This is a genomic window from Acinetobacter sp. Ac8 (assembly GCF_055392545.1).
The window spans coordinates 2400485-2414280 of sequence record NZ_AP043689.1 but is presented as its reverse complement, the minus strand read 5'-3'; the positions used below and the strand labels follow the sequence as shown (position 1 = coordinate 2414280).

Sequence of the window (13796 nt, the reverse complement as noted above, 5' to 3'; positions counted from 1 at the left end):
TATACCCTCGAAAAATTTATTCATTTCCTGGAACACCATAGCTGCGAGCATTGATCGGGTTTAAAGCTCTTAAAACATAATCATCAATTTGCGGTTCATATATCTGCCATAGTGCGATAAGGTCGGAAATGGGTTGATCTGACCAGTCCACGCGTAAGTCAACAATCGGCCATTCCAATTTGTCAACAACCAAAAGACCAGCAGAATGTACTGCTCCTGCTTCTCCACCAGCCTGTTTTCCAGCGTCTAATGCATAAAGTAAACGCTCAGCTAACGTGCCTTTACTTTGTTCGAAGTGTTTGAGCATAACATGAGTAACATTCTCATTTGCAAGTAAATTACCCGCACATACGGCATGTTTCCCTATATGTTGTGTATAAATCCCTAAGCTATTTGCTCCACTATAGGCAAAAGGCTCATTCACGGCGTCAAGTAAAGTTAATTGGCGGTATTCAATAAAATCGGTATTTTTAGTTAATTCTGTAATCGCATTTTTAGGCGATATATTATATTTGGTCATTTCAAGTAAAATGCTGGCCAATTGAGGATCAGTTATATTTTGACTTGCTGCAACACCAATCCCAGCTTTGGCACGTATACATCTTGATGCAACGGCTGGAGAGGAGGAACTAATTGCTGCACCGAACTGTCCTGTTTCACTACATCTCGCAATAATTGAAAATGTCATATTTCCCTCACATCTTGATGGTTTTTAGTCTGGAATAACGGCAATTGCATCAACTTCGACAAGCCATTCTGGACGTGCCAAAGCGGAGACAACGATACCCGTTGAGACAGGGTAAACCCCTTTGAGCCATTTACCGACAACACCATAGACATCTTCACGGAAGCGTGGATCAACGATATATATGGTAATTTTACAAATATCTGCCAATTCTCCCCCAGCTTCTTTGAGTAGCATGTCAATGTTGTACATCGCCTGTTCGGTTTGACCCTTGACATCACCTATCGCAACACTTTCTGATGTATCCAGATTTTGTCCAATTTGACCGCGAAGAAAAACAGTTTGTCCACGTGCAACCACAGCTTGGCAAAGATCATTGTCTAAATTCTGCTCTGGATAAGTTTTCTTGGTATTAAATGTACGAATACGGGTATGCTTCACAGCTCAATCCTCAGTTAATTATGATGTTTCTCTAGTATGCTTACTTCGTGAGCACTCACAATTTGTGTTTTCCTTTCTAGTAATTTACTTTTTCCGTAGTAATAAGAATAATTTAAAAAGAATTATAGCTTGGTATATATTTCCTATTAATTTCATATATTTAGCATATGGCTTCAGATTTTTTGATGCACTTGTTTTGGATATTCTATTTTCGCTTTGCTGCTGGGCTCCCTATATTTTTCTTAAATCATGTTTTGTGCAGCTTTGATATTTCATTTTTTGAACAAGAAATCTGCAGCAAACACATGTGATTAGCTGTAGTTGGTAAATGTCTATTCAGCAAAAGAGTTGTTGTTGCAAGGACGTTCCTCGATCTGACAAGGGAAAAAAGATGAGTTTAGATAAATTAGAAATAGATACCGTTGTGGTTGGTGCTGGTCAAGCTGGAGTCGCGATGAGTGAGCACCTGACAGAGCTTAAAATTCCACATGTAGTACTAGAAAAAAACCGTATTGCAGAAGCTTGGCGTACACGCCGTTGGGATTCTTTGGTAGCGAATGGACCTTGTTGGCACGATCGCTTTCCCAATATGGAATTTGATCTTGATCCAGATAGTTTTGTACATCATGACCAAGTTGCTGAATACTTTGAAAAATATGCCAAGCGCTTTAATGCACCGATTTATAGCAATGTTGAAGTTAAAAAGGTCCAAGCAAATGCGCAAGCTGCGGGTTTTGTTGTTGAAACCTCTAAAGGCACTTTAATAGCACAACGTGTCGTTGTAGCAACAGGGCCTTTTCAAAAAGCCATTATTCCTTCGATTGCGCCTCAGCAAACGGGTTTATACCAAATCCATTCAGACCAATATAAAAATCCACAACAAATCCCTGAGGGTGCTGTTTTAGTAGTGGGTGCTGGTTCTTCAGGTATTCAAATCGCAGATGAATTAAATCGTGCTGGTAAAAAAGTCTATTTGTCTGTGGGAGCGCATGAACGTCCACCACGTGTTTATCGTCAACGCGATAATGTTTGGTGGCTCGGGGTGTTGGGTGGATGGGATAGTGTTAAAAACGATACAGGACCGTTGAAAGGTTTGGCTGTGAGCGGTGCACATGGTGGGCATTCCATTGATTTTAGACGTCTCGCACAACAAGGCATCACTTTACTGGGGATGACGATGCAATTTGAAGCTGAGCGGGTTCGTTTTCAAAATGATTTGCAACAGTCATTAGCCGATGGTGATAAAGCGTATTTTGAGTTTTTAGATGCTGCGGATGCCTATGTTCAGCGTACAGGTATAGATTTACCTGAGGAACCAGAAGCTCGGATTATTTTAGATGATGCTGAATGCATTCAACAGCCTATTTTAGAGCTTAATTTAGCCCAAGCAGGGATCACTTCAACTATTTGGGCCTCTGGCTTTGGTTTTGATCATAGTTGGTTAGAAGTCAATGCTTTTGATGCAAATGGGCGGCCCAACCATAAGCTTGGTGTCTCAACAGAACCCGGTATTTATTTTATTGGTCTACCTTATTTATCTGGGCGTGGTTCAAGCTTTATTTGGGGCGTTTGGCATGATGCAAAACGCGTGGCAGGCCACATTGATATTCAACGTCAGTATTTAAAGTATCAAGATAAAACTCAAAGAAATTTAATCAATAAAGAAGAAAAAACTGCATGAAATAAGTTTTAAATTTCAAGGTTTAATGCCCACTCTAGGAGGGAGGAGCACATGACAGGAAAAAACTATAAGCAAGGAAGTCGTTTAATCGATCAGGCAAAACAGGTGAATGCAAAAAAGTTAACTTTGTTTAATTTGATCGCCATTGCAGTTGGTTTAGTACTATCACAAGGTGTGATGGTGATTATTTTGCAAGGATTTGGCTTAAGCGGAATAAGTTTCTTTATTCCGCTGATTATCGGATTCTTTTTAGCGCTGAGCTATGCGACCTCTTTTGCAGAGTTGGCATTATTAATCCCTAAAAGTGGCAGTATCAGTGATTATAGTCTAGTCGCAACAGGGCATTTACCCGCGATGCTTTCGGTATTTTGTGGTTATATTTTGGTGGCAATGTTTGCTGTTTCAGCAGAACTGATTTTAATCGATGATGTGATCAAAAAAATATTTAAGCTGGATGTTCCCTATTTTGGTATAGGTTTTCTGATTTTATTTATTTCAGTTGGTTTAAATCTGCTGAAAATTGATATCTTCTCCAAAGTTCAAAATGCCGTGGCTTTTGTCATGGTGGTTTTATTGCTTTTGCTCGGTATATTTGCAATCAGCGGTTGGGTTTACCCACATACACAAGTGGTTGATTATACAATTACTTTTGATACAAATACCGTGGCACTGGTTGCGTTGGCTTTTTGGGGATTTGTCGGGGTCGAGTTTGTTGTTCCGATGATCGAAGAATCCAAAAATCCCAGTAAAAATATTCCAAGATCGATGTATATCGGTTTAACTACGATTTTTATCACCATTTCTTTATATGGCGTTGGTGCACTGTATTTCTTACCCCAAGAACACTTGGTTAATTCTTTGACCCCACATATTGAATATGCTACGGCGGTATTTGGCCCGACAGGCTTACTCTTTATTGCGATTGGTGCTCTATTTGCTACCTTAAGTACCTTAAATGCGACTTTAGCTGCCTTACCACGTATGTTGCAGGGCATGGCGAGCAATAAACAAGTGTTATCAATTTTTGCCCGAGTCAATCAGAAAAATAATGTGCCTTGGGTGGGCGTTGTATTTGTTGCCGTCATCATCATGATACCGATGTTGTTTTCACAGAGTGAAACCGATGTGATTAAAGTTCTGTTAACAGCAGCATGTATCTCTTGGTTGATCGCTTATGTGATTGCACATATCAACGTGATTGTATTGCGTAAACGCTACCCACAGATGGCAAGACCTTATAAAGCACCATTTTATCCATTCCTGCAAATCATTGGCATTATCGGGATGGTACTTACGATTTTCTATGCTGTGCCTACCCCAGATTTGAGAGTCAAAATATTTACCTGGGTCGGAATCGTGATTGGTTTTACCACAATCATCAGTATTCTTTGGATCAAATTGGTGATGAAAAGACAACTCTTTCAACCAGAATCCATCGAAAGTTTGACCAAATAAAAGCAGAATTTTAACAAGGAGTTATCTTATGAAGCAGTTATCAACAACAGAAATTACAGAAGTTTGGAAAAAAGATAAAGATCACCATATTCATCCATGGACTGACTTTGCAACCTTTAAAGATGAAGGCGCCATGATTCTTGCACACGGTGAAGGGTGTTATGTTTTTGATGCTGAAGGTAATAAATATTTGGATGGTATTGGTGGTTTATGGTGCGTCAATGTCGGTTATGGGCGGCAAGAAATTGCCGATGCCATTTCAGAACAAATTATGCAAATTACTTATTATTCTGCATTTGGTCACCATACTTCGATCCCCGCTGCAAAATTATCTGCAAAACTGGCTGAATTAGCGCCTGGAAATTTGAATCATGTACTGTTTGGTTGTGGAGGTTCAGTTGCCAATGATACTGCGGTACGACTCATTCACTTTTATTTCAATCAACTTGGTCAACCAAGCAAGAAAAAATTAATCTCGCGCAAAGATGGCTACCATGGCAGTACCTATATCAGTATGTCATTAACTGGTGTTGAGTTCGACCATATTGGTTTTGATATTGATCGTGAATTGGTCCACCAGATTTCATGCCCAAATCCATACCGTAGAGCGGAAGGTCAAAGCTTAGAAGATTTTTGCAATGAAAAGGTACAAGAGTTAGAAAATAAAATTTTGGAACTGGGCCCAGAAAATGTCGCTGCATTTTTTGCAGAACCGATCATGGGTGCAGGCGGTGTTATTGTACCTCCACCGGGCTATCATAAAAAAGCCCTTGAAGTGTGTCATAAATATGGGGTTTTATATGTGTCCGATGAAGTTGTGACTGCGTTTGGACGCTTAGGGCACTTTTTTGCTTCAGAATCCGAGTTTGATATCGTTCCAGATATTATTACTTGTGCCAAAGGCTTATCTTCAGGTTACTTACCCTTAGGTGCAACCATTATATCTGATGATATCGCTAAAGTAATTGGCAAACCTCAGGCGGATGGAGCGTTATTTACCCATGGATTTACCTATTCAGGTCATCCAGTTTCTTGTGCAGCGGCATTAAAAAATATTGAAATTATCGAACGTGAAAATTTACTGCAACATGTCAATGATGTAGGCCAATATTTTGAAGATCAATTACACACATTGGTTGACTTAGACATTGTCGGTGAGGTTCGTGGTAAGAAGTTTATGATGTGTATTGAAAACTTAGCCAATAAGAAAACCAAGGAACTTTTCCCAAGTTCAGTCAATGTAGGTTCTCGAATTGCCGATTATTGCCAGAAAGATGGGTTAATTATTCGTCCAGTTGGCCATATGAATATTATGTCGCCACCCTTAATTTTAAATAAACAACATGTAGACTTTATCGTGACCACATTACGTAAAGCGATTCTGAGTACCACGGCGGATCTTAAACGTGAAGGTTATTTGTCTAGTTAAACTTGCAGATAACTCTAAGCAAACAAGTTAAGCGATTTATGGCCCCTAAACTGAATCAAAAGTAGCGGGGCCATTTACTGAGTTGATCATTCAATATGGATTAAATACAGCTTAAGCTGTTGAATGATTGCTTGGATGGTATTTATTTAAAAATGCTTGCAGATCGGCAAGCATTTAATTTAACACACTGAATAGCTTGTCTTTTAATTGTTGCCAATTTGTCGAAATCCAACACACTAAAGAGCCTGAAGTCACCAAGATCACGCCATACCAAAACTCTGATGGTAGATTGGTTTGTAAGATAAACATTGAAATCAAAGTTGAGATGACTGGACTAAAATAAGATAAAGTCACCAAAATCGTAATATTGCCTTTGATAATGCCAATATTCCAAGCGGCATAGCCCAAGGCCATCACCACTGAAACAATGCCTAATAATCCTATTGTTGTAAGTTCAACTTCTGGAATTGCATTTAGACTCAACCCATGTGACCACAAGTATTTAGTCCACAACACTATACTGATCGCCACAAAGAAAAATGAAATTGGATTATGCCCATCACTATATTTTTTGGTAATGACACAATATAAAGACCACAGCGTTGCACCAACAAATGCCAAAATATAACTGATTGGATTTTCGAGAATATTGGATAAAATATTAGACCATGTTAAAGCACCTTGTCCGGTTTGAATCAAAATAATTCCACTTAAGCTGATGGCTAAACCGACAATAACAAAGACATTAAATTTAATTTCTTTAAAGAGGATCAGCATCGCAACAGTTAAGCCCGGCCACAGGTAATTGACCAGGCTAACTTCTATGGCTTGTTGGGCGGTTTGTGCTAGTGCAATGGCATAAGAAAAACATAATTCATAAATAACAAACAATAAGGTAGAAAAAATCAGATATTTTTTTGAAATTAATTTTAAATTTGGGATTTTAAAAAATATTAATAAAATACACGTGCTTAGTGTATACATCAGTAGCACAGCCAACTCAGCGCCCAAACTAAAACTAATTTTTTTCAATAAACCGACAATGGAAGACCATTGTAAAATGGCACTTAAACCAATCAGGGTTGCGAGATTTTTTGACATATTGGGCTTTAAAATCTGAGGATTCAGATTAAGGTAAGTAATAAAACAATTATAGCTTAGAATTCTGCGATTATTTTTAAAATATCACTCAGCATAAAACAAATAATATGTCAGGATAAGCTCAATTCAAAAACGGAGGATTTAAGCAAAATTTGATATTTGAGGAAAAAATTAAGTATTAAAAATGATAAAAAAGCTTTGTTTTTAGTTCAATTTTTTATATAAACATATGCATAAAGATTAAAAATTAACGAGACATTCAACAGAGATAAACAAATGAGAAGATTACCCGTATATTTATTATTAGATACCTCAGGTTCGATGCATGGTGAACCGATTGAAGCCGTTAAAAATGGTGTTGAAATACTGGTTTCTTCACTCAGACAAGATCCTTATGCGCTTGAAACAGCCTATTTATCTATTATTACTTTTGATACTCAAGCCAAACAACTGATTCCCTTAACTGAAATTGCGATGTTTCAACCCCCTCAATTACAGGCAACGGGGACTACACAGTTGGGCGAAGCACTTGGATTACTGGCAGATAAAATTGATCAGGAAGTGCAAAAAACCACACCTGATACCCGTGGTGACTGGAAACCCTTAGTTTTTATTATGACAGATGGTGCACCAACGGATGATTGGACTAAAGGGTTTGCAAAACTAAAACAAGCCAAGACAGGGATGATTATTGCTTGTGCTGCGGGACATAATGCAGATAGCAGTATTCTCAAACAAATTACAGAAGTTGTGGTAGAACTTGCAACCGCAGATTCAAATACCATTAAAGCCTTCTTTAAATGGGTTTCTGCAAGTATTTCTACGGGAAGCCAAAAAGTAGATGCAGGTCAAAAAGAAGTCACAGGCTTAAATGATCTTCCACCACCACCACCTGAAGTAAATGTGGTTCTATAAAAATAAAGGAAAACAGCATGGCAATTACATTGGCGAAAGGTCAAGGACTCAGCCTTGAAAAATCTAAACATGATTTAGAACGAGTGACGATTGGACTCGGTTGGGATATCACTGAGCAAAAGAAAGGCTTTTTAGGCGGATTATTTTCAGGTGCAAAGAGCGAAGAACACGATCTAGATGTGGTGGCATTTTTATGTGATGCCAGTGGAAAAGTAAAAGATCTAGGCTGGAATGCCGCAGGTCAAGCCACACTCGAAAATAGTGATGTTATCTTTTTTAATAATTTAAAACATCGTTCAGGACAAATCTGGCTGACTGGAGATAACCGTACAGGTGCTGGTGATGGCGATGATGAGCAAATTATTGTCAAATTAAATAGCTTGGCAGCTGAATATCACAAGATTGTTTTTATTGTGCAAATTTACAATGGTGCAAAAAATAATCAGCATTTTGGTCAGGTGAAAAATGCCTTTATTCGTGCTGTCGATGGTACTGGCAAAGAAATGGTGCGTTTTGATTTATCAGGTATCGGTCAATATGATCAACAACGTTCATTATTATTTGCTGAACTGGTCAGAGAAAATAGTGGCTGGAAATTTAATGCGGTCGGTAATGCATCACCCGCGGATAATTTCGTGGAATGGTTAAAAAAATATAGTTAAAAAATGAGAATATAATGCGCCGTTTACCTGTATATATTTTATTAGATACATCTGGCTCTATGCGTGGAGAGCCAATTCACTCGGTGAATGTGGGCTTGCAGTCGATGCTTAGTGCATTAAGGCAAGATCCTTATGCGCTTGAAAGCGTGTATTTAAGTGTGATCACCTTTGATATTGAAGCAAAAGTTTATTTACCGCTTACCCCTTTGGATCAAGTTCAAATTCCCGATCTAGATGTGCCGAATGTGGGTGCAACATTTATGGGTGCAGCATTGGAATTACTGGCACAAGAAGTACAACAGAATGTGCAGAAAAGTAGCAATGATGTTAAAGGCGATTGGCGCCCGTTATTGTTTTTGATGACAGATGGTTCACCCTCAGATGTCTATGCTTATCAGCAAATCGTTCCCACAATTAAACAGCTTAATTTTGCCACGATTGTCGCTTGTGCTGCAGGACCAAAAGCGAAAACTGAATCCTTGTTGCAACTGACGGATCAAGTGGTTGTGTTAGACACCATGGACTCAAATAGTTTTGCTAGCTTCTTTAAGTGGGTTTCTGCAAGTGTGGTCGCTGGTAGCAGTAGTGCAGGAGTATCCAATTCAATTTCTTTACCACCACCACCCGCCGAAATTCAGCTGGTTTTATAACTGAATATGATGTGACGATACAAATGCTAAATCAAACAGATCAGCGCTTATCTGTTTGATTTAGCTATTTGAATAATATGATAAAAATAATGTAGGTGAAGTTATGCGCCGTTTACCGGTATTTTTTGTTCTTGATTGTTCTGAATCAATGGTCGGGCAGCCGCTTGAATCTGTTCAAGAGGGTGTGGAATTTATTTTAAGCAGTTTAAGAAAAGATCCTTATGCACTTGAAACTGTATATGTTTCAGTGATTGCATATGCAGGGATTGTCAGAACATTGGTCCCTTTAACTGAGTTATTTGCCTTTAATCATTTTAATTTGCCCTTGGGTGGTGGGACACATTTGGGTAAAGCTTTAGATCATTTGGGTCAGGAAATTGATCGTTATGTGATGAAAACCACCAGTGAAGTCAAAGGCGACTGGAAGCCAATGGTCTATATATTTACCGATGGTCGTCCAACCGATGAATATGATCAGGCAATTCAACGTTGGAATGCTAAATATGCGCATAAAGCGACTGTCGTCGCCATTGGTCTAGGTGCAGATGTTGATTTTTCTGTACTGAGTAAGATTACTGAAAATACCATTTCAATTGATCAGATCAATCAAGAATATGTCAAAGGTTTGTGTAAGTGGATCACAGCCTCTGTAGTGTCACAAAGTATCAGTATTGGTAGCCATCAACAAAAAGATGACCTGTTGCCGATTGATGAGCGTTATATGCGTTTGGCAAAAGATGCATTATCCCTGCAAAAAAATAAAGCTGATGATCATTGTGCGATATTTGTCGGTCGCTGCCAAAAGATGAATAAACCTTATATCATCAAATATATACGTAATTTACAGTACAAAGGCCCAGCTGATTTAAACATCAATATCTATAATTTTAAGTTAGATACCTGTAGTGCGATATCTGAGGAGTATTTTACTTGGTCAGATCATAATGCATCCAATAAGCAGATCAATACGGCTGAACTCGATGGTTTCCCTGAATGTCCACATTGTTTTTCTGAGACCGCTTTTGCGGTATGTGGATGCGGTAATTTGATGTGTTATGACGGCTATCGGGAATCTGTGGTTTGCCCGTGGTGTCGTCGACAAATCAGTTTTTCTTCTGGTGATGGAGATTTTGATTTAACCCGTGGGCAAGGTTAGGCTTTATCGGTTGATGTGTTGATACATTATTAAAGCATTGCTGCATTGAACAATATTAAAAATCTATATCGCTTAACGCTTAAGTGCATCGTGATTGGTGAGTGACCAAGTGACCAAGTGACCAAGCAAATAGAATAGAAAAATGAGTAGAGGGTAAAATGGACAGTGATGTATGCAAATTAAAGCAAATTTTGGAACAAAATCCTGCTGATTTCAGTGAGGATTTTTCACAATTTTTATTAAGTGATCCACAAAATCTCAAACAACTTTCAAAACTCATCAACGAATTGGAAAAAGTGAAGATAGCTGCACCGCGTTTGAGCAATATTCATGAAGCTGATTTATTGGATAATGCATCTGCTGCACAGTCTCAGCATGAAATTATAAGCTCGGATAGAACCCAAGCCACTGTACAAAAGAATGTTCAAGAGCAAGCCTGCCTTAATCAGCAAACTGGAACCAATCAACACACTAGAGTTGATGAACACGTCAAGCTTGATGAAAATATTCAACAAAATTGTGATGATCCTTTAGTCAATGTGGATCAACTCCATACATCATCTGAAAACACCAACTCAGTTGGAGCAATTTCCGAAACGCAAAATATCACTTTAGATCTTCATACAACATTACAACTGGCACCGATCCTACAAGTTGAACAGCAAGTTGTTGCAGATCAAGTCGAGCAAACATCAGCCTTAACAACTGAACCCAATTTAGAAAACAAGCTGACAATTGATTCTGAAAATATAAGCTCAACCCCTGAAATAATATCTTCTGAAACTGAGAAGAATAGATTAGAGATCGAATCTGTGTTTAGACGAAGTAAATATGAAGACATTAAATTTCAGGTTGAAAATGCCCGAGTAGGACAACACTATCAATCTCAAATTTCAGTGATTTCACAACATGATGTCAATCAATTAACATTCAAATCTGAAAGCTTTAAATTTCCAGATACAAGTTTTTATTTCGATGAAGCCACACAGCGTATTCATGGTGAACCACTACAAGCAGATTCAATCGAATTTTCTTTTCAGTTTATCGCTGATGGAGAAACACGCTCCGCCCAGTGTCGGTTGAATATCATTGCAGACCCACGTAGTTTATGGAAAGTCATTGAACCTGAGTCTGGGCAAAAATTTAGCAAGCCACATTTGGATCAAGCCTTGATTGATGCCGTGGACTATAAAATTATCGCTGCAAGTCGTCGTGGCCGTTCACATGAACATGCAGGCTTATTTAGAGATGACGATTTTTCGATTACCTTAATTGACAATACATCTTGGTCGGTCTTGACTGTGGCAGATGGTGCGGGCAGTGCGCAATACTCCAGAGAAGGGTCTCGAATTGCGGTAGAGATTGTTGAAAATGAGTTTAAAAACTATTTAAATCCACACACGGTTGAAAGCCTGATTGCTGACTTAGAAAAATGGCAAGTGGGCAGTCAGGATGCTGAAACTGTTGCAGTTGCCAAGAAGTTAAATGAGCAGTTTCATCATGTATATTATGAAATTTATAAATCAATTATTAACCAAATCAAATTACAAGCAGAACAGATTGGGGCAAATACTAAAGATTTTTCAACCACATTGCTGGTTGCGGTCGTATGTAAATTAGCTGACAAAACCTTTATCAGTGCATTTTCAGTGGGAGACGGTGCAATCGCAGTATATAGCGAGGACAATGTGCGTCTGATGAATGTTCCAGATGGTGGTGAATATGCAGGACAGACCAAGTTTCTAGATCTGAGTATTGCAACAGAATTTCCAAACCGTTTAAAAATAGGCTGCTTTAAAGATACCCATGCGATTATGTTGATGACAGATGGTATTTCAGATCCAAAATTTGAAACAGATTCTGACTTATCCAATTTTGACAAATGGCAAAGTTTATACCGTGAACTGGATCCGTTGCTACAGAATGAAGCAGCTGATATAGCATTGTTGGAATGGATGCATTTCTTTACAGCTGGGCATCATGATGATCGTACCATGGCCGTATTATGGAATAAGCATTCAACAATATCTGTATAAATAATATCTAAGTATTTGAAGAATATAGTGTAAGGTGGCAAGTATGTCAGCAAAAATTATTAAATGTACCACCGTTGATGGACGTGAAATTGAATTTGTAGATGAAATTATCGGTTCAGGTGCAATGAAAGATGTATATTTTTCACCTGATCGTAGCTATGTGGTGTGCTTTTTCAGTAAAGAAAAGAATAAGTTTTATGACTCTAAAGCCACCTTTGAGCAGCAAAAAGATCGTTTAAAAGAAATTGTAGGCAATAAATGGCAAAGTATCTTTAATGGGATTGGTGGGGACTATTGGAAAAATATTTTCTGTTGGCCCGACGGTTTAGTTGAATATAATAATTTGCTTGGGATTACCGCCCCAACCTATAGAAAACAATTTTTCTTTGAATATGGTTCAAAAAATAATGATTTTCTGCAAATCAAAGGCAAAGAAAAAGAAGGGAAATGGTTTGCAAGTGCAAATAACCAAAACAGATTTCTCGACGACAAAGAAAAAGGCACTTGGCTAAATTACCTTAAAATAGGAATTCTAATTTCCCGCGCAGTACGCCGTATGCATGCTGCTGGTTTGGCCCATTCAGATTTATCTTATAAAAATATTTTGGTCGATCCTGTTTCTGGCAGTGCTAGTGTTATTGACGTTGATGGTTTGGTGGTACCTGGAAAATACCCACCTGACGTTGTCGGTACTCCTGATTTTATTGCGCCAGAAGTGGTACGCACCAGTCATTTATCCAAAGACAATCCTGATCGTTATTTACCCAGTATTGCGACAGATAAACATGCTTTGGCGGTATTGATTTATATGTATTTGCTCTATCGACATCCGTTACGTGGTGGAAAAATTCATGATATGAATGATCCGCAAAAGGATGAAACGCTGGGAATGGGTGAAAAAGCGCTGTTTATTGAACACCCAACAGATCATAGTAATCAGGTGAAACCGACTCAACTTAAAGTCAGTCAGCAACCATGGGGGGATCCTGCAAAAGTACCTTTTACAGTGACTGGACCGTATTTGTCTGAGCTCTTTATCAAAAGCTTTGTCGAAGGTTTACATGATCCTGCCAAGCGCCCCTCAGCCAACGACTGGGAAACAGCTTTGGTTAAAACAGTGGATTTGATTCAGCCGTGTCATAATCACCGTTGTGGTCAAAAGTGGTATGTCTTTGATAATTCCACTAAACCTGAATGTCCATTTTGCCATACGCCGTTTAAAGGAAAATTACCCATTCTCAATTTATACTCAGCACGGCAGCAAGGTAATTTTAGACCTGATAATCATCGTTTAATGGTGTGGACAGGCCAATCTATTTACGCATGGCATACCAATAATATGATTGCACCGAATGAACGCTTGACCGCAGAACAGACCAAGCGAAAAGGCTATTTCGTCTTACATAATGATGTATGGTGGTTGGTTAATGAAGATATGCCTGATCTTACCGATGTTGCCAATAAAACGCAGATCCCAATTGGCGGTAAAATTGAATTAAAAGATGGTGTTCAAATTTTATTTTCTAAACAAGATGGTGGTCGTTTAGCTGTAGTACAAATGGTTGAAGCATAATTTGCTGCTTCA

At 38.5% G+C, this 13796-nt stretch carries 12 protein-coding genes; 9 read left to right on the top strand and 3 right to left on the bottom strand.

The genetic code is table 11. The annotated features are described in order from the left end of the window. Positions 1–16: 16 nt before the first annotated feature. Together ACZ5QH_RS11335 and ACZ5QH_RS11330 are read right to left on the bottom strand one after the other, a co-directional pair. Positions 17–688, bottom strand: coding sequence for a DUF1028 domain-containing protein (locus tag ACZ5QH_RS11335; RefSeq protein WP_303576056.1), 672 nt, complete (start codon positions 686–688; stop codon positions 17–19). A 24-nt stretch (positions 689–712) separates the two neighbouring features. Next, complete coding sequence (locus tag ACZ5QH_RS11330) at positions 713–1126, bottom strand: RidA family protein (RefSeq protein ID WP_004821640.1); 414 nt, start codon at positions 1124–1126, stop codon at positions 713–715. 391 nt (positions 1127–1517) lie between these two features. Between ACZ5QH_RS11330 and ACZ5QH_RS11325 the strand changes: the two genes are divergently transcribed. Genes ACZ5QH_RS11325 through ACZ5QH_RS11315 form a run of 3 tightly spaced genes read left to right on the top strand, consistent with a single transcriptional unit; the run spans position 1518 to position 5691 of the window. Further along, a complete protein-coding gene (locus tag ACZ5QH_RS11325; RefSeq protein WP_303576057.1) occupies positions 1518–2807 on the top strand; it encodes a flavin-containing monooxygenase in 1290 nt (429 codons plus the stop codon). Positions 2808–2858: 51 nt separating this feature from the next. Continuing rightward, entirely contained in the window at positions 2859–4262 is a 1404-nt protein-coding gene (locus ACZ5QH_RS11320) for an APC family permease (RefSeq protein WP_303576058.1), read from the top strand. A 28-nt stretch (positions 4263–4290) separates the two neighbouring features. Continuing rightward, complete coding sequence (locus tag ACZ5QH_RS11315) at positions 4291–5691, top strand: aminotransferase (RefSeq protein ID WP_303576059.1); 1401 nt, start codon at positions 4291–4293, stop codon at positions 5689–5691. Positions 5692–5865: 174 nt separating this feature from the next. On the opposite strand, the gene yddG is transcribed toward ACZ5QH_RS11315, so the two are convergent. Then, on the bottom strand, positions 5866–6792 hold the full coding sequence (gene yddG / locus ACZ5QH_RS11310; protein ID WP_303576060.1) for an aromatic amino acid DMT transporter YddG: 927 nt from the start codon (positions 6790–6792) through the stop codon (positions 5866–5868). Between the two features lie 276 nt (positions 6793–7068). On the opposite strand from yddG, the gene ACZ5QH_RS11305 reads away from it, so the two are divergent. The 6 genes from ACZ5QH_RS11305 (at position 7069) to ACZ5QH_RS11280 (ending at position 13784) form a co-directional block, all read left to right on the top strand. Continuing rightward, positions 7069–7707: a vWA domain-containing protein gene (locus ACZ5QH_RS11305; protein ID WP_034613146.1), complete on the top strand. Its 639-nt coding sequence runs from the start codon at positions 7069–7071 to the stop codon at positions 7705–7707. Between the two features lie 17 nt (positions 7708–7724). After that, on the top strand, positions 7725–8369 hold the full coding sequence (locus ACZ5QH_RS11300) for a TerD family protein (RefSeq protein ID WP_151801410.1): 645 nt from the start codon (positions 7725–7727) through the stop codon (positions 8367–8369). A 14-nt stretch (positions 8370–8383) separates the two neighbouring features. After that, on the top strand, positions 8384–9019 hold the full coding sequence (locus ACZ5QH_RS11295) for a vWA domain-containing protein (RefSeq protein WP_303576061.1): 636 nt from the start codon (positions 8384–8386) through the stop codon (positions 9017–9019). A 103-nt stretch (positions 9020–9122) separates the two neighbouring features. Next, positions 9123–10175: a TerY-C metal binding domain-containing protein gene (locus ACZ5QH_RS11290; protein WP_034613144.1), complete on the top strand. Its 1053-nt coding sequence runs from the start codon at positions 9123–9125 to the stop codon at positions 10173–10175. Between the two features lie 158 nt (positions 10176–10333). After that, the gene (locus ACZ5QH_RS11285; protein ID WP_303576062.1) at positions 10334–12211 is read left to right on the top strand and encodes a PP2C family serine/threonine-protein phosphatase; all 1878 of its coding nucleotides are present in this window, start codon (positions 10334–10336) and stop codon (positions 12209–12211) included. Positions 12212–12254: 43 nt separating this feature from the next. Then, complete coding sequence (locus ACZ5QH_RS11280; protein WP_151801412.1) at positions 12255–13784, top strand: helix-hairpin-helix domain-containing protein; 1530 nt, start codon at positions 12255–12257, stop codon at positions 13782–13784. Positions 13785–13796: the final 12 nt, after the last annotated feature.